Origin of the sequence: Chromobacterium sp. IRSSSOUMB001 (assembly GCF_023507765.1) — a bacterium.
Taxonomy (GTDB): Bacteria; Pseudomonadota; Gammaproteobacteria; order Burkholderiales; family Chromobacteriaceae; genus Chromobacterium; species Chromobacterium haemolyticum.
In genome coordinates this window covers 79,209-102,275 of sequence record NZ_JALCYU010000007.1, presented here as the reverse complement: position 1 = coordinate 102,275, position 23,067 = coordinate 79,209, and the positions used below count along the sequence as shown (strand labels likewise).

General features: G+C 60.9%; 19 protein-coding genes. 15 read left to right on the top strand and 4 right to left on the bottom strand.

From position 1 onward, the window contains the following. The first annotated feature begins 61 nt into the window (after positions 1 to 61). Genes mgtE through MOV80_RS11265 form a run of 3 tightly spaced genes read left to right on the top strand, consistent with a single transcriptional unit; the run spans position 62 to position 3,083 of the window. Positions 62 to 1,501: a magnesium transporter gene (gene mgtE, locus MOV80_RS11275; RefSeq protein WP_019102657.1), complete on the top strand. Its 1,440-nt coding sequence runs from the start codon at positions 62 to 64 to the stop codon at positions 1,499 to 1,501. 5 nt (positions 1,502 to 1,506) lie between these two features. Continuing rightward, the gene (gene prmC, locus MOV80_RS11270; protein WP_174243646.1) at positions 1,507 to 2,328 is read left to right on the top strand and encodes a peptide chain release factor N(5)-glutamine methyltransferase; all 822 of its coding nucleotides are present in this window, start codon (positions 1,507 to 1,509) and stop codon (positions 2,326 to 2,328) included. Next, complete coding sequence (locus tag MOV80_RS11265; RefSeq protein WP_118268180.1) at positions 2,328 to 3,083, top strand: phosphatase PAP2 family protein; 756 nt, start codon at positions 2,328 to 2,330, stop codon at positions 3,081 to 3,083. The genes prmC and MOV80_RS11265 overlap by 1 nt, the downstream gene beginning before the upstream one ends. Before the next feature lie 119 nt (positions 3,084 to 3,202). Here MOV80_RS11265 and MOV80_RS11260 read toward each other — a convergent pair whose 3' ends face one another. Then, positions 3,203 to 3,682, bottom strand: coding sequence for a peptidylprolyl isomerase (locus tag MOV80_RS11260; protein WP_019102654.1), 480 nt, complete (start codon positions 3,680 to 3,682; stop codon positions 3,203 to 3,205). Between the two features lie 139 nt (positions 3,683 to 3,821). Between MOV80_RS11260 and MOV80_RS11255 the strand changes: the two genes are divergently transcribed. Continuing rightward, positions 3,822 to 4,955 carry a cupin domain-containing protein gene (locus tag MOV80_RS11255; RefSeq protein ID WP_019102653.1) on the top strand — a complete coding sequence of 378 codons (1,134 nt, stop codon included), beginning with the start codon at positions 3,822 to 3,824 and terminating at the stop codon, positions 4,953 to 4,955. Positions 4,956 to 5,653: 698 nt separating this feature from the next. On the opposite strand, the gene bamC is transcribed toward MOV80_RS11255, so the two are convergent. Then, on the bottom strand, positions 5,654 to 6,781 hold the full coding sequence (gene bamC / locus MOV80_RS11250; RefSeq protein WP_019102652.1) for an outer membrane protein assembly factor BamC: 1,128 nt from the start codon (positions 6,779 to 6,781) through the stop codon (positions 5,654 to 5,656). 31 nt (positions 6,782 to 6,812) lie between these two features. Next, complete coding sequence (gene dapA / locus MOV80_RS11245) at positions 6,813 to 7,688, bottom strand: 4-hydroxy-tetrahydrodipicolinate synthase (protein ID WP_081574694.1); 876 nt, start codon at positions 7,686 to 7,688, stop codon at positions 6,813 to 6,815. A gap of 175 nt (positions 7,689 to 7,863) precedes the next feature. Here dapA and MOV80_RS11240 point away from each other — a divergent pair, with 175 nt between their 5' ends. Both MOV80_RS11240 and fabG read left to right on the top strand, forming a co-directional pair. Further along, positions 7,864 to 9,495 (top strand): ABC-F family ATPase, encoded by a 1,632-nt coding sequence (locus MOV80_RS11240; protein WP_039755612.1) that lies wholly within the window; start codon positions 7,864 to 7,866, stop codon positions 9,493 to 9,495. 253 nt (positions 9,496 to 9,748) lie between these two features. Next, a complete protein-coding gene (gene fabG / locus MOV80_RS11235; RefSeq protein WP_019102649.1) occupies positions 9,749 to 10,489 on the top strand; it encodes a 3-oxoacyl-ACP reductase FabG in 741 nt (246 codons plus the stop codon). 68 nt (positions 10,490 to 10,557) lie between these two features. On the opposite strand, the gene cysB is transcribed toward fabG, so the two are convergent. Then, positions 10,558 to 11,502, bottom strand: coding sequence for an HTH-type transcriptional regulator CysB (gene cysB / locus MOV80_RS11230; protein WP_019102648.1), 945 nt, complete (start codon positions 11,500 to 11,502; stop codon positions 10,558 to 10,560). 112 nt (positions 11,503 to 11,614) lie between these two features. Between cysB and MOV80_RS11225 the strand changes: the two genes are divergently transcribed. From MOV80_RS11225 to htpG, 9 genes are all read left to right on the top strand, one after another. Further along, positions 11,615 to 12,319, top strand: a complete 705-nt coding sequence (locus MOV80_RS11225; protein WP_118268179.1) for a phosphoadenylyl-sulfate reductase — start codon at positions 11,615 to 11,617, stop codon at positions 12,317 to 12,319. A gap of 19 nt (positions 12,320 to 12,338) precedes the next feature. Then, the gene (locus MOV80_RS11220) at positions 12,339 to 13,997 is read left to right on the top strand and encodes a nitrite/sulfite reductase (protein ID WP_118268178.1); all 1,659 of its coding nucleotides are present in this window, start codon (positions 12,339 to 12,341) and stop codon (positions 13,995 to 13,997) included. Then, positions 13,981 to 14,493 (top strand): DUF934 domain-containing protein, encoded by a 513-nt coding sequence (locus MOV80_RS11215; RefSeq protein WP_118268177.1) that lies wholly within the window; start codon positions 13,981 to 13,983, stop codon positions 14,491 to 14,493. The genes MOV80_RS11220 and MOV80_RS11215 overlap by 17 nt, the downstream gene beginning before the upstream one ends. Before the next feature lie 238 nt (positions 14,494 to 14,731). Then, a complete protein-coding gene (locus MOV80_RS11210) occupies positions 14,732 to 15,409 on the top strand; it encodes an OmpA family protein (protein WP_019102644.1) in 678 nt (225 codons plus the stop codon). A 173-nt stretch (positions 15,410 to 15,582) separates the two neighbouring features. Next, on the top strand, positions 15,583 to 16,518 hold the full coding sequence (locus MOV80_RS11205; RefSeq protein ID WP_019102643.1) for a bifunctional riboflavin kinase/FAD synthetase: 936 nt from the start codon (positions 15,583 to 15,585) through the stop codon (positions 16,516 to 16,518). After that, complete coding sequence (ileS, locus tag MOV80_RS11200; RefSeq protein WP_019102642.1) at positions 16,515 to 19,292, top strand: isoleucine--tRNA ligase; 2,778 nt, start codon at positions 16,515 to 16,517, stop codon at positions 19,290 to 19,292. The genes MOV80_RS11205 and ileS overlap by 4 nt, the downstream gene beginning before the upstream one ends. Positions 19,293 to 19,430: 138 nt before the next feature. Beyond that, a complete protein-coding gene (lspA, locus tag MOV80_RS11195; protein WP_019102641.1) occupies positions 19,431 to 19,913 on the top strand; it encodes a signal peptidase II in 483 nt (160 codons plus the stop codon). 27 nt (positions 19,914 to 19,940) lie between these two features. Further along, a complete protein-coding gene (gene ispH, locus MOV80_RS11190) occupies positions 19,941 to 20,882 on the top strand; it encodes a 4-hydroxy-3-methylbut-2-enyl diphosphate reductase (protein ID WP_118268176.1) in 942 nt (313 codons plus the stop codon). Positions 20,883 to 21,045: 163 nt separating this feature from the next. Continuing rightward, positions 21,046 to 22,947, top strand: coding sequence for a molecular chaperone HtpG (htpG, locus tag MOV80_RS11185; protein ID WP_081574692.1), 1,902 nt, complete (start codon positions 21,046 to 21,048; stop codon positions 22,945 to 22,947). The last annotated feature ends 120 nt before the right edge of the window (positions 22,948 to 23,067 follow it).

Sequence of the window (23,067 nt, the reverse complement as noted above, 5' to 3'; positions counted from 1 at the left end):
AGAATAAGCCCGCCTCAGACCGCCCGCGCCGCGCGCGCCATCTGGGCGGAAGGAGACGTGCATGACGGTTGCCTTCAAGCAACAATCCGCCGATCGTCTGCAAGAAAGCCTGGCCCTGGTGCAGCGCCTGCTCGAGCGCCAGCGGCAGTTGGAAGATCTTGTATCCCGTCCGGAGGCCTCCGAGCCGCCGACGGACCCGCTGGCCCCGCATTACAATCTGGAAGCGCTGCGCCTGAAGCTGGAACAGCTGCACCCGGCCGACGTCGCCCATATCCTGGAAGCCTTGCCGCTGGAAGACCGCCTGCTGGTCTGGGACCAGGTGGACGGCGCGCGCGACGGCGCCATCCTGCTGGAAGTGTCCGACGCGGTCAGGGAATCGCTGATCGAAGTGATGGAGCACGGCGAGCTCGTCAACGCCGCTGAGCAACTGGACGCGGACGAACTGGCCGAACTGGCGCCGGACATGCCGCGTCAGGTGGTGTACGAAGTAATGGGCGGCCTGGACGAAGAGGAGCGCGCCCAACTGCAGTCGGCCTTGTCCTACGACGAGGACAAGGTCGGCGCGCTGATGGACTTCGACCTGGTCAAGATTCGCGCCGACGTCAGCTGCGAAGTGGTGCTGCGCTATCTGCGCCGTTTCGACGAGTTGCCGGCGCACACCGATAAAATTTTCGTCATCGACGACCTGGGCCTGCTCAAGGGTGTGCTCTCTATCCGTAAACTGCTGGTGTCCGACCCCGATGCGCTGGTAGCCGAAGTAATGGCCACCGAACTGGTCAGCTTCAGCCCGGACGAAGACGCCGCCGACGCTGCGCTGGCCTTTGAGCGCTACGACTTGATTACCGCGCCGGTGGTGGACGAGGCCGGCAAGCTGATTGGCCGGCTGACCGTGGACGAGATGGTGGACGTGATCCGCGAAGAGTCCGACAGCGAAGTGCTGAACCTGGCCGGCTTGAAAGAGGAAGAAGACCTGTTCGCGCCGGTGATAGATTCGGTGAAGAACCGCTGGGCTTGGCTAGCGATCAATCTATGTACCGCCTTCGTCGCCTCGCGCGTGATCGGCGTGTTCGAACACTCCATTTCCCAATTGGTGGCCTTGGCCGCCTTGATGCCCATCGTTGCCGGCATCGGCGGCAACTCCGGCAACCAGACCATCACCATGATCGTGCGCGCGCTGGCCATGGGGCAGATGCAGCTGAGCCAGGCCTGGCGCTTGTGGCGCAAGGAGCTGCGGGTCAGCATGATCAACGGCGTGTTGTGGGGCGGGGTGATAGGCAGCGTGGCCTGGTTGTTGTACGGCAGCTTCTCGCTGGGTTTGGTAATGCTGGGCGCGATGCTGCTCAACCTGATGCTGGCCGCCACCATGGGGGTGTTGATCCCCTGCCTGATGCAGCGCTCCGGCCGCGATCCGGCGCTAGGCTCCAGCGTGCTGATCACCGCCTGCACTGATTCCGGCGGCTTTTTCATTTTCCTGGGGCTCGCCACCCTGTTCCTGTTGTGACGACCATGTTGACGATAGCCGAGGCGCTGCGCCTATACCCCTTGCCCCGTCTGGAGGCCCGCATGCTGTTGCAGCAGGCGGCGCCGGAACTGAGCCACGCCCGCATCGCCGCTTATCCGGAGCAGGAACTGAGCGCGGAACAGGAAGCGTGTTTCCGCGCGCTGGGGGCGCGCCGCGCCGCAGGCGAGCCGGTGGCTTATCTGATCGGCCGGCGCGAGTTCTACGGCCGCGATTTCTCCGTGGGGCCGCAGGTGCTGATCCCCAGGCCGGAAACCGAGCATTTGATCGAGGCTGCGTTGGAACGGACCGGCCGAGGCGCCGCCCGCGTGGTGGACCTGGGCACCGGCAGTGGGGCCATCGCCGCGACTTTGGCGCTGGAAGCGCCGGCTTGGCGGGTGAGCGCTGTCGACCTGTCGCCCGAGGCGCTGGCCGTCGCGCGCGGCAACGCCGAGCGTCTGGGCGCGCGCGTCGATTTTTATCAGGGCAGTTGGTATCAGGCGCTGCCGGCGGACGCGGTGTTTGATCTCATCGTGTCCAATCCGCCCTATATCCGGCGCGACGACGAGCATCTGGGGCAGGGGGACGTGCGTTTCGAGCCCCGGATGGCCTTGACCGACGAGGCCGACGGCCTGGCCTGTCTGCGCGCCATCGCCGCCGACGCGCCGAGTCGGCTGGCGCCCGGCGGCTGGCTGATTGTCGAGCACGGCTACGATCAGGGCGAGGCGGTGCGCCGGCTTTTCACCGAAGCGGGTTTGCTGCAAGCGGAAACCATTGTCGATCTGGCGGGTCTGGATCGAATCACCCTTGCAACGATGAAAGCTGACTGATGTGGTTTAAGTGGTCCTGTTTGCGCCGGCTGTGGCCGGCGTTGTTGTTGTCGCCGCTGGCTATTCTGCTGGCGCTGTCGCCCGCCTCCAACCGCGAACTTTTCCTGATCTTGCACGAAGCCGGCCGCATCGCGCCCGGCGCGTTCTGGCGCATGCTGAGCGTGTTGGGAGACTGGCCCACGGTGCTGGTCCTGCTGCTGGCCTTGAGCTGGCGGCGGCCGGACAAGCTGCCTGCCTTGCTGGTCGGCTGCGGGACGGGCGTGTTTCTGGCCATCGCGCTCAAGGCGGGGTTCGCCGAGCCGCGGCCGCCGCTGGTGTTGCCGCCGGGATCGGTGCGGCTGCTGGACGACTTGCCCGGCAACGGCTCCTTTCCTTCCGGCCACGCGATGGCTTCCGCCACGCTGGCGAGCTTTCTTTACTATTCCGGCATGCTGCGCCGCGGAGCGCTGCTCACGGTCGCGGTGGTGCTGGTGATGTTGTCGCGGTTGGCGATAGGCGTGCATTGGCCGTTGGACGTGGTCGTGGGCGCCTTGCTGGGTTGGGCGGCGATGTGGGGCGCCTGTCGCTGGGCCTGGCCCCATGGGGGGGCGGCGGGTTTGAGCGCGCGGCTGCAATCGTTGATGCTGCCTGCTCTGGTGCTGCAGTTGCTGTGGTTGTTGTACAAGCCCGGCAGCCATGAGGAGTACGGCTTGAGGCTGGTGGTGTGCGCGCTGGTGCTTGTTGCTGGCTGCCGGCGCTGGAGGCGCGCTCGTTAGAGATAGCGAGGCGGATTCCGCGCGCAGGATGACAAAGGCGGCCCAATGGGCCGCCTTTGTCGAAATCAGGCCGGCGAACCGGCAAAAGTATTACAATGCCGGCTTGACTGGCTGCCTGATCAATGATGGTGGCCGTGCTCGCCGTGGGCGTGGCCGTGGCTGATTTCATCGGCGCTGGCGGCGCGGATTTCCACTACCTTGGCGGCGAAGCGGATGCTTTGACCGGCCAGCGGGTGATTGGCGTCGACAACTGCCTTGCCGTCGGCGATGTCGGTGACGCGGAACAGCAGCACGTCGCCGGTTTCCGGATCGTCGGCTTCGAACATCATGCCGACTTCGACGTCAGCCGGGAACACGTCCAGGTCTTCCAGGCGGATCAGTTCTTCTTCCGGGTCGCCGAAAGCGTCGTCCGGCGTCATCTTGACGTCGATGGAATCGCCAACGGCCTTGCCTTCCAAAGCTTCTTCCACCAGCGGGAAGATGCCGTCGTAGCCGCCATGCAGATAGCTGATCGGCTCTTCGGTTTTGTCGAGGAGGTTGTTGTCAGCGTCGAACATCTCGTAGTGGAGGGTAACGACGGTGTTTTTGGAGATTTGCATGAGTGCGGATCCGTGAAGGAAGGTCAATAAAGCAGATGGCGGCGCAAGCCGGCCATCGAAAACGATTTTCAGATGCGCCGCCATTGCGCGCATCCCATATTGTAAACCATTGCCGGGCGTTTCAGCCCGTGAAACTGCCATGAACACAACAACTTTGCTGGGCGGGATGTCGCCCGAACAGTTCCTCGCCGAGTACTGGCACAAGAAGCCTTTGCTGATTCGCGGCGCCCTGACCGAGGTGGGGCCGCTGGCGGATTTTTCGGTGCTGTCGCAGTTGGCGACCCGCGAAGATGCTGAGTCGCGTTTGATTGAATGCCGCGACGGACGCTGGAGCCTAGAGCGCGGGCCGTTTCGTTCTGCGCGCTTCCGCCGCCTGCCGGAGACCGACTGGACCTTGTTGGTGCAGGGCGTCAACCAGCACTTGCCGCACATCGACGAGCTACTGTGGCGCTTCAATTTCATTCCCTACGCGCGGCTGGACGATTTGATGATCAGCTACGCGCCGCCGGGCGGTACCGTGGGTCCGCATTTCGACGCCTACGATGTGTTCCTGCTGCAAGTGGGCGGGCGCAAACGTTGGCAGATCTCGACTCAGCACGACGACGACTTCATCGAAGATGCGCCGATCCGGGTGCTGAAGGATTTCCGTTGCGAGCAGGAGTTCGTGTTGGAGCACGGCGACATGCTCTACCTGCCGCCAAAGTGCGCGCATCACGGTGTGGCGTTGGACCCTGGAATGACTTATTCGATCGGTTTTCGCGCCCCGCCGGCGCAGGAACTGGCGACACAATTCCTGGTGCATCTGCAGGACCGCATTTGCGCGGAAGGCGTATACGCCGACCCTGACCTCACGCTGCAGCAAGATCCGGCGCGAATAAGCGACGAGATGGTGGAGCAGGTTAGCCGGCTGCTGGAGCAGATCCGTTGGGACAAGGCCGCGGTGGGCGACTTTTTGGGTCACTATCTGACCGAACCCAAGGCGCATGTCTTTTACGAGGCGCCGGAAGAGGAGTTGGACGAAGGAGAGTTCGAGGGCGAGGCGGCCGAGCGTGGATTGGAGCTGGATCGCAAGAGTCAGATTCTGTTCTGTGGCGACAGTTTCTATTGCAATGGCGAGAGACTGGAGGCGGATGAGAGGGATTTCGCGGCCTGGCGCGCCTTCGCCAATGCCAGGCGCATAGCCGGCGCGGCACTTGGACCTGGCATGCAGGAATGTTTGTACGAGGGATACCTGGCAGGCTATTGGCATTTGGCGACGAATGTAGCAAAATAACCACAGAAATTGTTCGGATGCGCAAGTGGTATCGACAAATTCTGGCCTCAACGACAGGGGTAAACGCCCGTTTTTGTGGCTATGCTGCTTTGCGGAAGAGGATTATAGGCAAAGGTGTTTTTTTGGAATTTTGCCCCCTATACAGCCTTTTTTTTCGTGATACAATTTGCGCACTGATGGATTTTCAGTCGCCCGGCTTATTTCGAAGACCGTGCGATAACTGACGTCTTGTTCAACTTATCCTCAAAGGTAATGAAAAAATGAAACAGTCGCTCCTCGTTGCTGCCCTGCTGGCTGTAGCCCTGTCCGCTTGCGGTAAGAAAGCAGAAGCTCCGGCTGAAGCTTCCGCTCCTGCTGTTGAAGCATCCGCTCCGGCTGCCGCTCCGGCATCCGCTCCGGCTGCTGAAGCTTCCGCTCCGGCTGCTGCTTCCGCTCCGGCTGCAGAGGCTTCCGCTGCCAAGTAATTCTTGGCCTGCGACAAAAAAACCGGCTATGGCCGGTTTTTTTGTATCTGTAGCAAATGGAACAAGGGGTGTTGCAACATGAAAACAACACAATTGTCTGTTCGCTACAAAGTGTTACATTTCGTCTGATTATCTATGGTCGGATTAATTGATTGGCCGTTTGATAATTAAGGTACAAAGAAAAAGCCCGCGGCAGCGGGCTTTTTCTTTGTAAGAACGCGCTGACTTCGCGTCTTATTGCAGCTCGGTTTGCAGTTTCGACAGCGCGGCCTTGCTGAATGCGTCGGACAGAGGTTTGCCCTGTTTGTCCTGGATGGACACTGTGCTGGAGCCCGGCGTGGTTTCCTTGATTTGCACGCGGTATTCCTGCTCGGTGGGCTTGGCGGACTTGCCGTCATCGCTCTTCCAGAAGGCGAGGCTGGACCAGAAACCGCCGGATTCGTTCTTGTCGGTTTCGCTCTTGGCCGGTTTGACGAAGTAAACGCCTTGGGAGCGGTCTCGGTCGCTTACCACCAGGCCGACGCGATCCAGCGCCAAGCCGACGCGGCGCCAGGCGCGGTCGAACTCATCGCTGAGCACCAATTGGCCGTCGACGATGGGCGTTTGCGGCTTGGTCGGCGCGCTCAGCGTCTGTTTGACCTGTTCGCGAGCTTTGTCCTCGGCCATGCCCAAGTTCATCATGAAGCGGCCCAGCAACTCGGCTTCCAGGCCTGGGTCGGTAGCGCGCGGCTGCCAGATGGTGTTGGTCTTGGTCGTGTCGGCATAGACTTCTTCCATGCCGCGGTGGGAGAAGTAGACTTCGGTGCCGTTGGCGGTCTTTTCCAGACGAATGCGGAACTTGTCGCGTTCACCGGTGGAGTAGACGCTGCCGAGGCCGACGGTTTCAAGCAGTTTGCGCAGGCCGTCGTTGGGCAGCTTGGCGCGGTTTTCCGCCCAGTCCGTTTCCATAACGCCTACGGCCGGATCTTCGCTCTTGATGACGAAGCCGTTGTCCTGCCAGAAAGCTTTCAAAGCCGGCCATAGCTGTTCCGGACTCTTGCCGGATACAACCAGCCAGCGTTGGGTGCCGGCCCGCTCCATCTTCACGTTGTCCAGCCGGTTCAGGGCGACCGAGCTGCCTGCCGCCGGCTGTTGGGCCTGAGAGTCGGCTTTGGCGCCTTGGGCTGCGGCGCTGGCTGCGCCGGGGATGGTGTATTTATTCTGGACTTGCGGCGCGGTCAGATCGGGCGGCACTTCCAGAGTGTTGACGGCTTTAGGCTTGTCGGACTGGTAGTCCAGCTTCTTGGTTAGCGGCTGTTGCGAGCTGCAACCGGCGATAATGCCGGTTGCCAGCAGAATCGCGGCGGGCGCGGTTCGTTTCATGCGGTCTCCCATCGTTTCGGCAGGGGAAAGGTTAAAGGATGTCGGCTTGTTTCATCGCCGCTTCCACGGAGGCTTGCGCGCCGATGGAGAGCGGGGTCAGCGGTAGGCGGATGCCGGAGGGAATCCGGTTCATCCGCGTCAACGCCCACTTGGCCGGAATCGGGTTGGGTTCGATGAACAGTTGCTTGTGCAGGCCTTGCAGCTTGTCGTTGATCTCGCGAGCCAGCTTGGCGTTGCCGCCGGTGGCGGCTTTGCAAAGCTCGCTCATCAATTTGGGGGCGATGTTGGCGGTGACCGAGATCACGCCGTGGCCGCCACACAGCATGAAAGCCATGCCGGTGGCGTCGTCTCCGGAGTAGAGGGTAAATCCTTCCGGAACGCGCATAACCAAATCGCAGGCGCGGCCGATGTCGCCGGTGGCGTCTTTCAGGCCGACGATGTTGGGATGGGCGGCCAGGCGCAGCGCGGTGTCGTTGCTCATGTCGGCAACGGTGCGGCCGGGCACGTTATAAAGGATGACCGGAAGCTTGCTGGAGTCGGCGATGGCTTTGAAATGCTGGTAAAGACCTTCCTGAGTGGGCTTGTTGTAATAAGGTACAACCGACAGCACGTAATCGGCACCAACCTCCTGAGACAAGTGGCTCAGTTCGATCGCTTCGGCCGTGGAGTTGCCGCCGGCGCCGGCGACGACTTTGACGCGGCCGGCGGCGTATTCGACAACCGCCTTGACCACGGCGATGTGCTCGGTCACGTTCAATGTGGCGGATTCGCCAGTGGTGCCAACCGCGACAATGCCGTCGGTGCCATTCTCAATATGGAAATCGACGAGTCGTCGCAGTGCCTCGTAGTCGACCGAGCCGTCTGCGGACATCGGGGTGACCAGGGCGACCAAGCTGCCGGTAAGCATAGTTCAGCCTATCTCAGGGAATAGAAAACAAGGCTTACGATTGTAGCGGAATTCGAGAAGCTGGCAAAAGGTAGGCGGCGTTTCCTTGACGGACGGTTCGGGAAAACGCCTGCACTGTGCTAGAATCCCACGTTTTTCCGATACTTACGGCTATTTGGCTGAAGGATCCCTAAGCGTGATTACCACAAGCAATATTACCATGCAGTTTGGCGTCAAACCTTTGTTCGAAAAGGTTTCCGTCAAATTTGGCGAAGGCAACCGTTATGGCCTGATCGGCGCCAACGGTTCCGGCAAATCCACTTTTATGAAGATTCTGGGTGGCGACCTGGAGCAGACCAGCGGCGAGGTGGCCATTGAGAACGGCCTGCGCCTGGGTAAGCTGCGCCAGGATCAGTTCGCCTATGAAGATCAGCGCGTCATCGACGTGGTGATGATGGGGCACTCCGAAATGTGGGCGGCGATGAGCGAACGCGACGCCATCTATGCCAACCCGGAAGCCAGCGAAGACGATTACATGCACGCGGCCGAACTGGAAGCCAAGTTCGCCGAATACGACGGCTACACCGCCGAGGCGCGCGCCGGCGAACTGCTGATGGGCGTGGGCATTCCGGTGGAACAGCACGCCGGCCCGATGAGCGAAGTGGCGCCGGGCTGGAAATTGCGTGTTTTGCTGGCTCAGGCTCTGTTCTCCAATCCAGACATCCTGTTGCTGGACGAACCCACCAACAACCTGGACATCAACACCATCCGCTGGTTGGAAAACGTGCTCAACGAGCGCAACTCCACCATGATCATCATTTCGCACGACCGTCACTTCCTGAATTCGGTGTGCACCCATATGGCGGATTTGGACTACAACACCATTCGCATCTACCCGGGCAATTACGACGACTACATGATCGCGTCGGCCCAGGCGCGTGAACGCCAGTTGTCGTCCAACAGCAAGGCCAAGGAACGTATCCAGGAACTGCAGGAGTTCGTGGCCCGCTTCTCCGCCAACAAGTCCAAGGCGCGCCAGGCGACTAGCCGATTGAAGCAGGTGGACAAGCTGAAGTCCGAAATGGTGGAAGTGAAGCCGTCCAGTCGTCAAAACCCGTTCATTCGTTTTGAAATGGACGACAAGTTCAAACTGCACCGTCAGGCAGTGGAGGTGGATCACCTCAATAAGGCTTACGATACCAAAGTCCTGTTCAAGGATTTGAGCCTGATCCTCGAGGCAGGGGCCCGCTTGGCCATTATCGGCCCTAACGGCGCGGGCAAGACCTCGCTGGTCAAATTGCTGGCCGGCGCCTTTGACGCGCAGTTCGCCGAAGGCCTGAGCGCTGACCACGGCTCGATCAAATGGGCGGAGAAAGCTCAGGTGGGCTATTTCGCACAGGACCACGAGGCCGATTTCGACAGCGACATGACGCTGACCGAGTGGATGCGCGAATGGGGCCAGGAGGGCGACGACGAGCAGGTGATCCGCGGCACGCTGGGCCGTCTGTTGTTTGGCGGCGACGAGGTGGGCAAGCCGGTTCGCGTGCTGTCCGGCGGCGAGAAGGGCCGCATGCTGTACGGCAAGCTGATCCTGCAAAAGCCGAATGTGATGATTATGGATGAGCCGACCAACCATATGGACATGGAGTCGATCGAATCCCTGAACATGGCGCTGGAGAAGTACAAGGGCACCTTGATCTTCGTTTCCCACGACCGTCAGTTCGTCAGCTCGCTGGCGACGCATGTGTTGGAGCTGGACGGCAAGGGCGGGTACGACTACTACACCGGCAATTACGAAGACTACTTGGCCAGCAAAGGCCTGGAGTAAGTTGCTGCTTATGGTCGGTTACACTTGGTAACTGACCTGTAGAGCAGTTGCTTTACCGGCGGGAGTGAGTGCGCTATATTGCAGTGCGTCTTGTGCACTGCAATGGCTGCGGCGCACAAACTTCCGCTTTTCTTTTTGCTTTAAAAAATAACCAATAAAAACAGGTGTTTGGCCATAGGTGGTCGATGGTGGAGTTGTGAGTCCGGCCTCTGGGCGGATTGCCTGTCATCTACAAAGTCAGTAAGGAAAATCCATGCGCTTGAAAGGTAAAGTCTCCATCATCACCGGCGCCGCCAGCGGCATCGGCAAGGCGACAGCCGAGAAATTCGTTAAAGAAGGCGCGGTCGTCGCCGTTTGCGACCTCAATCTGGACGCGGTGAACGCGGTGGTACAGGAGTTGCAGCAGGCCGGCGGCGAAGCCATCGGCTACAAGGTGGATGTGACGAATAAGGGTCAGATCGCGGACATGGTTGCTGATCTGAAAAACCGCCGCGGCCGCATCGACGTTCTGGTCAACAACGCCGGCATCGTCATGGACGCTCAACTGATGAAGATGACCGAAGACCAGTTCGACAAGGTGATCGACATCAATCTGAAAGGCGTTTACAACTGTGCCCGTGCGGTGATCGACACCATGGTGGAGCAGGGCGGCGGCGTGATTCTGAACGCGTCCTCGGTGGTGGGCGTCTACGGCAACTTCGGCCAGACCAACTACGCTGCGTCCAAGTTCGGCGTTATTGGCTTCGTCAAAACCTGGGCCAAGGAATTGGGCAAAAAAGGCATTCGCGCCAACGCGGTGTGCCCGGGCTTCGTTGCCACCCCCATCCTGCAATCGATGCCGGAGAAGGTGATTCAGGCGATGGAGGACAAAGTGCCGATGCGGCGCATGGCCGATCCGACCGAGATCGCCAACGTCTACGCCTTCCTGGCGTCCGACGAAGCCAGCTACATCAACGGCGCGGCCATTGAAGTGACTGGCGGCCTGACGCTCTGAATTCTTCGCGCCCGCACGTGAAAACGCCCCGATATCGGGGCGTTTTGCTTTGTCGGGCCACGGAGGCTTCAATCCTCGCTGTCCGGGTCCCGGGCCAGCAGAGCGGCTTCGACTTCGCGTCGGTGCAAATGCGGCGCGAACAGCTCGATAAAGGTGTAGGCGAAGCCGCGCAGATAGGCGTCCTTGCGGATGCCGATCTTGGTCGTGGACGGTTCGAACAGATGGCTGGCGTCCAGCAATTGCAGATTGACGTCGCGCTCCGGTTCGTAAGCCATGCTGGCGATGATGCCTATGCCCAGTCCCAGGCCGACATAGGTCTTGATCACGTCGGTGTCGATCGCGGTCAGCACCACGTTGGGCGCCAGGCCCTGGTCGGCGAAAGCTTTGTTGATCTTGGAGCGGCCGGCGAAGGCGAAGTCGTAGGTGACGATGGGGTAGCGGGCGATGTCCGCCAGCGTCAACGGGCGATCCAACTTTGTCAGCTCATGTCCTTCCTGCACCACGATGGAACGGTTCCATTCGTAGCAGGGCAGCATCGCCAATTCTTTGTACAAAGCGATGCCTTCGGTGGCGATGGCGAGGTCGGCTTCGCCGGACACCACCATTTCGCAGATCTGGGTGGGGCTCCCCTGCTTGATCGACAGCCTCACTTTGGGGTAACGTCGAACGAATTCGGCGATGGCCGGCGGCAGCGCGTAGCGTGCTTGGGTGTGCGTGGTGGCGATGGTCAGCGCGCCTTCCGCCTCTTTGGAGAATTCGTCGCCCACCCGTTTCAGATTCTGCGCTTCGCGCAGAATGCGCTCCGAGATGCGCAGCACCTCTTTGCCCGGCTCGGACACTGAAACCACCCGCTTGCCGTTGCGGATGAAGACCTGGATGCCCAACTCATCCTCCAGCAGCCGGATCTGCTTGGAAATGCCCGGCTGCGAGGTGTGCAGTTTTTCCGCGGCTTCCGAGACGTTCAGCCCTTGCTTGGCCACCTCCACCAAGTAACGCAGTTGTTGCAGCTTCATGCGACGCCATCCTCTATAAAACCTGTAGTAATTAAATACTAACACAATATTCTTTTCAGTTTATAAGCGGCTTGGGTAGGATTGTCATGAAATTTCCTGCCTGGAGTCTCTGATGAGCCTGGAAGCAAAACTGGACGCCACCGTCGCCTGCCTCAGGACGATCGCCGCCGCGCATCCGGACGCCGTGCTGGCCAACAGCTACGGCGCGGAGGACATGGTGCTGACCGATCTGATCGCCCGTCTGGGTCTGGGCATAGCGGCCTTTAGCCTGGACACCGGCCGCCTGCCGGCGGAAACCTACGATCTGATGCAACGGGTGGAAGAGCGCTACCCCAGCCACCCAGTTGCCGTGTATTTCCCTCAGGCCGCCGCGGTGGAGCAGTACGTCGGTCTCCATGGCATCAACGGCTTTTACCGCAGCGTGGACGCGCGCAAGTCCTGTTGCCAGGTACGCAAGCTGGAGCCGCTGCGGCGCGCGCTGGCCGGGCGGTCCGCCTGGATCACGGGGTTGCGGCGCGAACAGTCGCCGACGCGTCAGGACCTGCAGGTCAGCGAATACGACGCCGACAACGGCCTGCAAAAATTCAGCCCGCTGCTGGACTGGAGCGAGCGTGATGTCTGGGACTACCTGCGCGCGCACGAAGTGCCCTACAACGCCCTGCATGACCGCCATTATCCTTCCATCGGCTGCGCGCCCTGTACCCGGGCCATTTCGGTGGGGGAGGATGTCCGAGCTGGACGCTGGTGGTGGGAAAACCCCGATTCCAAGGAGTGCGGCCTGCACGTCAAGGCCAGCCCGTTGAAACGTCCGGCATAGCGCCGTCTGAAAGAGCACCATGTATCAATATGATGAAGTCGATCACCGCATCGTCCGCGAGCGCGTGGTCCAGTTCCGCGATCAGACCCGGCGCTATCTGGCCGGTGAGCTGAGCGAGGACGAGTTTCGCCCGCTGCGCCTGATGAACGGCCTGTACGTGCAGCGCCACGCGCCGATGCTGCGCGTCGCCATTCCCTACGGCCATCTGCGCAGCGGCCAGCTGCGCAAGTTGGCCGACATCGCCCGTCGCTACGATAAGGGCTATGGCCATTTCACCACCCGCCAGAACATTCAGTTCAACTGGCCGGAACTGGCGCGGGTGCCGGATATCCTGGAGGAGCTGTCCACGGTGGAAATGCATGCGATCCAGACTTCGGGCAACTGCGTGCGCAACACCACCACCGACGCCTTCGCCGGCGTGGCCGGCGACGAACTGCTGGACCCGCGGCCCTGGTGCGAGATCATCCGCCAGTGGAGCACGCTGCACCCCGAGTTCACCTTCCTGCCGCGCAAATTCAAGATAGCGGTGTCCGGCAGCGTGGAAGACCGCGCCGCTACCCGCGTGCACGACATCGGCCTGCACGTGGTGCGCAACGCGGCCGGAGAAGTGGGCTTCCGCGTGATGGTGGGCGGCGGCCTGGGACGTACTCCCATCGTCGGCGACGTGGTCAAGGATTTTTTGCCCACGCCGCACCTGCTGACCTATCTGGACGCGGTGCTGCGGGTTTACAACCGCTTTGGCCGTCGCGACAACAAGTACAAGGCGCGCATCAAGATTCTGGTCAAGGCGATGACGGTGGAGGGCTTTGCCGCCAAGGTCGAGGACGAATGGCTGCATATCAAGGGCGGCCCTGCCACCTTGCGTGACGAGGACGTCGCGCATTACGCTAGCTTCTTCACTGACCCGCCGTATCAGACGCTGCCGGCCAATCCCCCCGAACTGCGAGCTCCGCTCGAAGAGGACAAAGGCTTCGCCCGTTGGGCGGAGCGCAATACCCGCGCCCACAAGCGGCCGGGCTATCGCTCGGTGGTGCTGTCGCTGAAGCGCGCCGGCGTGCCGCCCGGCGACATCAGCGCGGAGCAGATGGACGCTGCGGCGGATTTGGCCGACCGCTTCGGCTTCGGCGAACTGCGCGTCGCCCACGAACAGAACCTGGTGCTGCCGGACGTGCCGGAGAAGGATTTGCACGCGCTGTGGCTGCTGGCGCGCGAGCACGGCTTCGCCACCCCCAATATCGGCCTGCTCACCGACATCATCTGCTGTCCGGGCGGCGACTTCTGCTCGCTGGCCAACGCGCGCTCTATCCCGGTGGCGGAGGCGATTCAGCAAACCTTCGAGGACATGGACTATCTGTACGACCTCGGCGACATTGACTGCAATTTCTCCGGCTGCATGAACGCCTGCGGCCATCACCACATCGGCAACATCGGCATCCTCGGCGTCGACAAGAACGGGGAGGAGTGGTACCAGATCACGCTGGGCGGCAGCCAGGGCAGCGCCACCAGCATAGGAAAGGTGATAGGGCCCTCGTTCGCCCAGGCCGACGTGCCCAAGGCTTTCACCACCATCATGAGCGTCTACCTGGAACAACGCGGTCCGGGCGAGCGCTTCATCGAAACCGTGCGCCGCATCGGCATCGAACCCTTCAAGGAGCGGGTATATGCCAAACATCATTAAACAGGGACAAGTCCGGCCGGACGATTGGAATCTGCTGCGCCAGGATGAAAACGGCCAGTTGCCGGAAACCGCGGCGGGCGGCAATGTGATCGTGCCGCTATCCGATTGGCTGGAGCGGCGCGCGTTCTGGCGCAGCCATGCCGCGCGGGTGGGCGTCTGGCTAGGGCCGGACGAGGATCCCGCGCGACTACTGGCCGATTTGCCAGAGCTGGAGCTGATCGCCGTCGATTTTCCGGCCTTTACCGATGGCCGCGGCTACAGTCATGCCCGCTTGCTGCGTGAGCGTTACGGCTACCGTGGGGAACTGCGCGCGATTGGGGATGTCTGGCAAGACTTACTGCACTCCATGGCGCAAGTCGGTTTTGATGCATTCGCCATTAAGGACGGCAAGGCGCTGGAATCTTCGCTGGATAGTTTTAATACTTTTAGCGAAAACTATCAGGCTACTGTGCTGAATCCGCTGCCACTGTTTCGTAGGCGCGTCACATCGCTGTAATGTGTGGTTTATGCGAGACAGAGGCCACAAAAAAACGCTTTTTTTGACGTTTTTTTGCAACGGATTGCTCTCAATCTGTGGCGTCCTAAGTTGACATGGGGTTGCAGCGTTTCTATAGTGCGGGTTAACTGCATAAACACAGTTTGCAGATCACCCTGTTGTTTGCAGTAAAATTGTTCGTGTGGTCTTTGCGTCAGCCCGCATTGCTACCCATTTTATAGATTAAAGAGGGAATAACATGACTAAACAGCTGAAACTGAGCGCCCTGGTTGCTGCTCTGTTGGTTTCCGCTAGCGCTTTTGCTGCTAAACCTGGCTATGCCGTTGACCAGTCCACCGAATCCGTGACTCGCAACAACTATGGCGAGTGCTGGAGAACCAACTTCTTCGACAAGGCTAAAGACGGCCTGGTTGAATGTGGCGATCGCGAAGCTGCCAAGCCGGTAGCAGAAGCTCCGAAGCCGGTGCTGGTTTCCGAAAAAGAAAAAGTCACCCTGTCCGCTAAAGTGCTGTTCGACTTCGACAAGGCCAAGCTGCGCGCTGACGCCAAGAACGAACTGGACCCGCTGGTTGAAAAGCTGAAAGCCAATGCTGGCAAAGGCTACCTGAAGTCCGTTGAAGTTGCTGGCTACACCGACTTCATGGGTTCCGCCGCTTACAACAACCGTCTGTCGCAAGAGCGCGCCGACGCAGTTAAAGGCTACTTCGTAGCCGCCGGCGTTCCGGCCGACAAAGTGACCTCCGTAGGTCGCGGCGCCGCCGAAGCCAAGATGACTGCCGAGTGCAAGGCCAAATTCCCGAAATACCAGAAGAAAGGTTCCAAGCAGAACCTGGCTATCAAGGAATGCATCGAGTCTGATCGTCGCGTTGAGCTGACCATCGACGCGGTTAAAGAGTCCCTGGTTGAGAAGAAGTAATCTCGATTAGCTGCTCTGTTCAAAAAGCCCCGCAAGATTGCGGGGCTTTTTGCATAGTACCGCGGATAGCCGGCTCTGTTTGTCGTTGCCGGCCCAATTGCGTTTCATGTATGGACGCTATCCGTAGCTGGCAGATACAATCGAAGGTTTTCAGGACGCAATAAGACCAGCACATGCAGGTATTTTTTGGAGATCCGCGGCGTTATCAGCTGCCAGCCTGCGCCTTGACCATCGGCAATTTCGACGGCGTGCACCTTGGCCATCAGAAAATGCTGCAGCGTCTGCGGCTGGAAGCCGACGCCCGAGGCCTGCCGACGGCCCTGTTGACCTTTGAGCCCCATCCGCGGGAGTTCTTCGCGCGCGACAATCCGCCGGGCCGCTTGTCCACGCTGCGCGACAAACTGGCGTTTTTGCAGCGGCTGGGCCTGGTCGACTATGTGTTCGTCTATCGCTTCAACCGCGGCTTCGCCGGCATGTCGGCGTCGGATTTCATCGACAAGGTTCTGGTCCTGGGGCTGCAGACCAAGTATTTGCTGATCGGCGACGACTTCCAGTTCGGCGCCAAGCGGCAGGGCCATTTTGAGATGCTGAGCTCCTGTCCCCATTTCGTCACCGAGGCGATGCCGACGGTGTTGGCCATGGGCGAACGCGCCTCCAGCACCTTGGTGCGAGAGCGGCTGGCCGCAGGCGACCTGAGCGGTGCGGAAAGCCTGCTGGGGCGCGAGTATCAGATTTCCGGTCGTGTGGTGCATGGCAAGAAGCTGGGCCGCACCATAGGCTTTCCCACGGCCAACATCCATCTGCCGCATTTGCGTCCGGCCTTGCAGGGCGTATTCGTCGTGCAGGCGGAAACCGCCGACGGCGTGTTGGGCGGCGTGGCCAGCCTGGGTTTGAACCCGACGGTCAGCGACACACCGGACTACAAACTGGAAGTGCATCTGTTCGATTTCGCTGGCGATCTCTACGGGCAGCGGCTGACGGTGCGATTCCTGAAGAAACTGCGCGACGAGGCGCGGTATGATGATTTATCGGCGCTGATCGCTCAGATTGAAAAAGACGCGGGCAGCGCCAAGACCTATTTGACAAGTTTGCAGCGAGAGCAGGCATGAGCATCGATTATCGTAAAACCGTAAACCTGCTGGATACACCCTTCGCCATGCGCGGGGATCTGGCCAAACGCGAACCGGCCTGGGTCAAGCGCTGGCAGGAAGAGAAGCGCTACGACAAGCTGCGCAAGCTCTCCGCCGGCCGTCCCAAGTTCATCCTGCACGACGGTCCTCCGTACGCCAACAACGACATCCACCTGGGCCACGCGGTCAACAAGGTGTTGAAGGACATCATTGTCCGCTCCAAGACGCTGGCCGGTTTCGACGCCCCTTATGTGCCGGGCTGGGACTGCCACGGCCTGCCCATCGAACTGATGGTGGAGAAGCTGCACGGCAAGGACATTCCCGCCGCCAAGTTTCGCGAACTGTGTCGCGAATACGCGAAAGAGCAGGTGGCGCGCCAGAAGAAGGGCTTCATTCGCCTTGGCGTGCTGGGCGATTGGGACAATCCCTATCTGACCATGGATTTCAAGACCGAGGCCGATATCGTGCGGACCCTCGGCAAGATCTTCGAGAACGGCTATCTGAGCAAGGGCGAGAAGCCGGTGCACTGGTGCATCGAATGCGGCTCGTCGCTGGCCGAGGCCGAAGTGGAATACGAAGACAAAGTGTCGCCGGCGATCGATGTCGGCTTCAAGGTGCTTGACGCCGACAAGGCTTCGGCCGCCTTCGATGCTGACGCTTCCGGCGCGATGGCCGTAATCTGGACCACCACGCCGTGGACGCTGCCGGCCAACCAGGCCGTCGCCGCCGGCGCCAATCTGGATTATCAGTTGATCGACACCCCCAAGGGCAAGCTGATCCTGGGCAAGGATCTGGTCGAGTCGGCGATGAAGCGCTATGGCATCGAAGAGTTCCGCGTGCTGGGCGAAGCCAAGGGCGAGGCGCTGGAGCGGATTCAGTTGAGCCATCCGTTCTACGACCGCCAGGTGCCGGTGATTCTGGGCGACCACGTGACCACCGACGCGGGTACCGGCTTGGTGCACACCGCGCCGGCCCATGGTCTGGAAGACTTCCAGGCCGGCTTGCAGTACAAACTGCCGGTGGCCAACCCGGTGGCCGACGACGGGCGCTACAAGAGCACCACCGAACTGTTCGCCGGCATGCTGGTATGGGACGCCAACCCGCGCGTGATCGAAACCCTGGAAGAGCGCGGCACGCTGGTGCACAAGGCCAAGCTGGAGCATAGCTATCCGCATTGCTGGCGCCACAAGACGCCGATCATCTTCCGTGCCACGCCGCAGTGGTTCATCAGCATGGACCGCCAGGCTAATGGCGGCGAGACGCTGCGCGAGATCAGCCAGCGCGCCGTCGATGCCACCGAGTTCTTCCCGGCCTGGGGCCGCGCGCGTTTGGACGCGATGATCAAGAACAGCCCCGACTGGTGCGTGTCGCGCCAGCGAAACTGGGGCGTGCCGATGACTTTCTTCATCCACAAGGAGTCGGGCGAGCTGCATCCGCGTTCCGTCCAACTGCTGGAAGAAGTGGCGCTGCGCATTGAACAGCAGGGCATCGAAGCCTGGTTCAGCCTGGACGCCAAGGAGTTGCTGGGCGAAGAAGCCGAGCAATACCGCAAGCTCTCCGACACTCTGGATGTGTGGTTCGATTCCGGCTCCACCCACTTCGCGGTGCTGAAGCAGCGCCCGGAGCTGGCCTGGCCGGCGGACCTGTACCTGGAAGGCTCGGACCAGCATCGCGGCTGGTTCCAGTCCTCGCTGAAAACCGGTTGCGCCACCATAGGCCGCGCGCCGTACAAGCAGCTCTTGACCCACGGCTTCACCGTGGACGACAAGGGCTACAAGATGTCCAAGTCGCGCGGCAACGGCATTGCGCCGGAAGAGATCTGCGGCACCTTGGGCGCCGACATCCTGCGTCTGTGGGTGGCCAGCGCTGACTACTCCGGCGATATGTCGCTGTCGCAGGAAATCTTGAAGCGCACAACGGAAAGCTATCGCCGTCTGCGCAATACCATACGCTTCCTGCTGTCCAATCTGTCGGATTTCGACCCGCTTGAACACGCCGTTCCGCTGGCCAATATGGTGGAACTGGACCAGTACGCGTTGCTGCGCGCCCGTGAAGTGCAGGAGAAGGCGGCGGGTGAACTGTACTCGCGCTATGCCTTCCACCATGTGGTGCAGGAAGTGGTGGGCTATTGCTCCGAGGATCTGGGCGCCTTCTATCTGGATGTGATCAAGGACCGTTTGTACACCACCAAGGCGGACAGCCATGCGCGCCGCAGCGCCCAGACCGCGCTGTACCACATCACCCGCAGCTTGCTGCTGCTGGTGGCGCCCATCCTGTGCTTCACCGCCGACGAGGCGTGGAACGTGCTGGTGGACAGCGAGGAAGAGTCGCCGCTGTATCACGTCTGGCATGAATTCCCGGCCCAGTCCGCCGAGCGCGAAGCGGCCTTGTCCGCCAAGTGGCTGGCCATTCGCGAACTGCGCGCTCAGGTCAACAAGCAGATCGAAGCGCTGCGCAGCGCCGATCAGCTGGGCTCCTCGTTGCAGGCGGAGATCGAGATCGAAGCCGACGGCGAGCTGTTGCAGTGGCTGAACGCCTTGGGCGATGAACTCAAGTTCGTGCTGATTGTCTCTAAAGCCAGCGTCAAGCAAGGCGAGCAAACCCGCGTCAGCGTGGCGTCGTCGACGCAGCAGAAGTGCGAGCGTTGCTGGCACTACCGCGCAGACGTCGGCAGCCATGCCGGCCACGGCGCGGTGTGCGGTCGTTGCGTGGACAATATCGACGGCAAGGGCGAGACGCGCCGCTTCGCCTGATCCGCGTTGACGACGCGGCGGCACGGCCGGGCCGGAAGGATGGGAGCGCTCAGCATTCCCGACTTCCGGCGCTTTGATATAGAGTGCGCGGAGTTCCGCTTCGCGTCGTGGAAAGGTCTGATGGAATCTGCAATGACTATGCCCAAGGCCAAACAATGGCCGAAGTGGTTTGCGCTGGCGGCGGTAATCGTGTTGCTGGATCAATTGTCCAAGATCTATTTCAACGGCAATTACCAGTACGGCGAAGTCCGGGAAGTCATTCCCGGCTTTTTCGGTTTTACCTTGCTGTACAATCCGGGCGCGGCGTTCAGCTTTCTGCACGACGCCGGCGGCTGGCAGAAGTATCTGTTCTCGGGCCTGGCTTTCGCCGTGTCCGGCTGGCTGGGCTGGAATATCTTCAAGAACCGCTTTAGCGGGCTGATGAATCTGGCCGCGGCTTTCATCATGGGCGGCGCGCTTGGCAATGTGATCGACCGCATCGTCCACGGCCATGTGATCGATTTCATCCAGGTGCATTACTACAGCAGCTGGTCGTACCCGGCCTTCAATCTGGCGGACTCCTTCATTTGCGTGGGAGCCGCCCTGATGGTGCTGGATAGTTTCAGAAAGCCGCGCGCCTGAGCGCAGCGGCTTGAGCAAGGATTTGTGATGACGAAGACCATCATGCTGGCCAACCCGCGCGGTTTCTGCGCAGGCGTGGACCGGGCCATCGCCATCGTCGAGCGGGCGATTGAACTGTACGGCGCGCCGATCTATGTGCGTCATGAAGTGGTGCACAACCGTTTTGTCGTCGAGAACCTGCGCGCCAAGGGCGCGGTGTTCATTGAGGAATTGAAGGATGTGCCCAGAGGCAGCACCCTGGTGTATTCCGCTCATGGCGTGCCGCAGTCGGTGCGCGAAGAGGCCGCGGCTTTGGGCCTGCAGGTGTTCGACGCCACCTGTCCCCTGGTGACCAAGGTGCATGTCGAAGTCAAGCGCATGAACAAGGCGGGCATGGAGATCGTTATGATCGGCCACGCCGGCCACCCCGAGGTGGAGGGCACCATGGGCCAGGTGGACGGCGGCATGTATCTGGTGGAAAACGTCGCCGACGTCGCCGGTTTGCAGGTGCGCAACCCGGCGGCCTTGTCCTACGTCAGCCAGACCACGCTGTCGGTGGATGAGACCCGCGACATCATCGCCGCGTTGAAGGCACGTTTCCCGGAGATCTCCAGCCCGAAAAAAGACGATATCTGCTACGCCACTCAAAATCGGCAGGACGCGGTGAAGGTGCTGGCCGACGAATGCGACATCGTGGTGGTGGTGGGGTCGCCCAATAGCTCCAACTCCAACCGCTTGCGCGAAGTGGCCGCGCTCAAGGGCGTGGACGCCTATATGGTGGACAACTCCGGTCAATTGGAGGAAGCCTGGTTCGCCGGCAAGCGGCGCGTGGGCGTCACCGCCGGAGCCAGCGCGCCGGAGGTGCTGGTGCAGGCGGTGATAGACCAGATCAAGGCTTTCGGCGCGGACAGCGTCAGCGAGCTGGACGGTGTGGAGGAGAACACGGTGTTTGCGTTGCCGCCGGCGCTGCGCGAAGACAAGCGCGCCTGAGCCCGCCCGGCGGCCTCGACGCCAAACCAGCCCCGTGGTCCCCCGCGGGGCTTTTTCATGTTCGCGCGGGGGAGCGATCCTGTGTTGAGGGCAGGGGTATTGAAAAGTCCGGGACAGCCCTTATCTGATGCGCATCGTTGACCAACTCTTGTGATAAGTCACCATGAGCGCATTGAAAGAAACCCTGGGTTTTCAGACCGAAGTCAAGCAGCTGCTGCAGCTGATGATCCACTCCTTGTATTCCAACAAGGAGATCTTCCTGCGTGAACTGATTTCCAACGCTTCCGACGCCGCCGACAAGCTGCGTTTCGAAGGTTTGGCCAAGCCCGAGCTGTTCGAAAACGAGCCTGAGCTGAAGATCACCATCGGCTACGACGCCGAGGCGCGCACGCTGACCATCGCCGACAACGGCATCGGCATGAGCCGCGACGAAGTCATAGCCAATATCGGCACCATCGCCAAGTCCGGCACCAAGGCCTTTTTCGAGCAGTTGTCCGGCGACGCCAAGAAAGACGCCAACCTGATTGGTCAGTTCGGTGTCGGCTTCTACTCCGCCTTTATCGTGGCCGATAAAGTCACGCTGACCACCCGCCGCGCCGGCGACGCCGCCGACTCCGCCACTCGCTGGGAATCCGAGGGCGCCGGCGAATACACGTTGGAGCAAGTGGAGAAGGCCGGCCGCGGCACGGAAATCGTGCTGCACCTGAAGGAGGGCGAGGACGAACTGCTGAACGACTGGAAGCTGAAAGGCATCGTTCGCAAGTACTCCGACCACATCTCGATCCCGATTGAGATGAAAAAGGGCAATAGCTACGGCGAAAACGGCGAAGTCATCGTCAGCGACGAGATGGAAGCCGTGAACTCCGCTTCCGCGCTGTGGACCCGCGGCAAGAGCGAGATCAGCGAAGAGCAGTACAAGGAGTTCTACAAGCATGTGGCTCACGACTTCACCGACCCGCTGGCCTGGAGCCACGCTCGCGTTGAGGGCCGCCAGGAATACACCGAACTGTTGTACATCCCGTCGCGCGCGCCCTTCGACTTGTTCGATCGCGAGCGCAAACAGGGCGTCAAACTCTATGTGCGCCGCGTCTTCATCATGGAAGACACCGAGAAGCTGATGCCGCACTACCTGCGTTTCGTGCGCGGGGTGATAGACAGCAACGACCTGCCGCTGAACGTGTCGCGCGAGATCCTGCAAGAAAGCAAGGACATCGACGCCATCCGCAACGGCTGCGTCAAGAAAGTGCTGGGCCTGCTGGAAGACCTTGCCGCCAATCAGCCGGAAAAATACGCCGAGTTCTGGCAAGAGTTCGGCCAAGTGCTGAAAGAGGGCGTCGGCGAGGATATGGCCAACAAGGAACGTATCGCCAAGCTGCTGCGTTTCGTCTCCACCGCGTCCGAAGGCACTGAGCCGACGGTGACGCTGAGCGACTACGTCGCCCGGATGAAGGAAGGCCAGGACAAGATCTACTACATCACCGCCGATACCCTGGCCGCGGCCAAGAACAGCCCGCACCTGGAAGTGTTCAAGAAGAAGGGCGTCGAGGTGCTGTTGCTGACCGATCGCGTAGACGAGTGGGTGGTGGGCTCGCTGTTCGAGTTCGACGGCAAGGCGCTGCAGTCCGTGGCCAAGGGCGCGCTGGATTTGGGCGCGCTGGAAGACGAAGCCGACAAGGAAGCGCAAAAGCAGGTGGAGGAAAGCGCCAAGCCGGTGGTGGAGAAAGTGCAGAAAGCCTTGGCCGACCGGGTCAAGGAAGTGCGCGCCACCGCCCGCCTGACCGAGAGCCCGGCCTGCCTGGTAGCCGGCGAGCATGATATGAGCGCCCACTTGGAGCGCATGTTGAAAGCGGCGGGGCAGAAGGTGGAGGCTAGCAAGCCCACGCTGGAGATCAACCCCGAGCACGTGCTGGTGAAAAAACTGGCCGACGAGGCCGACGAGGCCCGCGCCAGCGATCTGGCCCAGGTGCTGTACGATCAGGCCTTGCTGGCCGAAGGCGGCAAGCTGGAAGACCCGGCGGCCTTCGTCAAGCGCATCAACAAGCTGATGCTGGAGCTGTCGGCTTAAGCCTGAGACCGCTCCGATCGGAATGCCCCGCCGCGCGCGGGGCATTTTTTTTGCGCTGGCAATAATGCCGCGCCAAAAATCATGGCTGGGCGTATCATCGGCGGCTTCTCTCTCGCTATG

What these genes read in the sequence shown, in the direction of transcription:
- mgtE (WP_019102657.1), top strand. Translation starts at nt 62, where the DNA reads ATGACGGTTGCCTTCAAGCAACAATCCGCCGATCGTCTGCAAGAAAGC.
- prmC (WP_174243646.1), top strand. Translation starts at nt 1,507, where the DNA reads ATGTTGACGATAGCCGAGGCGCTGCGCCTATACCCCTTGCCCCGTCTG.
- MOV80_RS11265 (WP_118268180.1), top strand. Translation starts at nt 2,328, where the DNA reads ATGTGGTTTAAGTGGTCCTGTTTGCGCCGGCTGTGGCCGGCGTTGTTG.
- MOV80_RS11260 (WP_019102654.1), bottom strand. Translation starts at nt 3,682, where the DNA reads ATGCAAATCTCCAAAAACACCGTCGTTACCCTCCACTACGAGATGTTC.
- MOV80_RS11255 (WP_019102653.1), top strand. Translation starts at nt 3,822, where the DNA reads ATGAACACAACAACTTTGCTGGGCGGGATGTCGCCCGAACAGTTCCTC.
- bamC (WP_019102652.1), bottom strand. Translation starts at nt 6,781, where the DNA reads ATGAAACGAACCGCGCCCGCCGCGATTCTGCTGGCAACCGGCATTATC.
- dapA (WP_081574694.1), bottom strand. Translation starts at nt 7,688, where the DNA reads ATGCTTACCGGCAGCTTGGTCGCCCTGGTCACCCCGATGTCCGCAGAC.
- fabG (WP_019102649.1), top strand. Translation starts at nt 9,749, where the DNA reads ATGCGCTTGAAAGGTAAAGTCTCCATCATCACCGGCGCCGCCAGCGGC.
- cysB (WP_019102648.1), bottom strand. Translation starts at nt 11,502, where the DNA reads ATGAAGCTGCAACAACTGCGTTACTTGGTGGAGGTGGCCAAGCAAGGG.
- MOV80_RS11225 (WP_118268179.1), top strand. Translation starts at nt 11,615, where the DNA reads ATGAGCCTGGAAGCAAAACTGGACGCCACCGTCGCCTGCCTCAGGACG.
- MOV80_RS11220 (WP_118268178.1), top strand. Translation starts at nt 12,339, where the DNA reads ATGTATCAATATGATGAAGTCGATCACCGCATCGTCCGCGAGCGCGTG.
- MOV80_RS11215 (WP_118268177.1), top strand. Translation starts at nt 13,981, where the DNA reads ATGCCAAACATCATTAAACAGGGACAAGTCCGGCCGGACGATTGGAAT.
- MOV80_RS11210 (WP_019102644.1), top strand. Translation starts at nt 14,732, where the DNA reads ATGACTAAACAGCTGAAACTGAGCGCCCTGGTTGCTGCTCTGTTGGTT.
- MOV80_RS11205 (WP_019102643.1), top strand. Translation starts at nt 15,583, where the DNA reads ATGCAGGTATTTTTTGGAGATCCGCGGCGTTATCAGCTGCCAGCCTGC.
- ileS (WP_019102642.1), top strand. Translation starts at nt 16,515, where the DNA reads ATGAGCATCGATTATCGTAAAACCGTAAACCTGCTGGATACACCCTTC.
- lspA (WP_019102641.1), top strand. Translation starts at nt 19,431, where the DNA reads ATGCCCAAGGCCAAACAATGGCCGAAGTGGTTTGCGCTGGCGGCGGTA.
- ispH (WP_118268176.1), top strand. Translation starts at nt 19,941, where the DNA reads ATGACGAAGACCATCATGCTGGCCAACCCGCGCGGTTTCTGCGCAGGC.
- htpG (WP_081574692.1), top strand. Translation starts at nt 21,046, where the DNA reads ATGAGCGCATTGAAAGAAACCCTGGGTTTTCAGACCGAAGTCAAGCAG.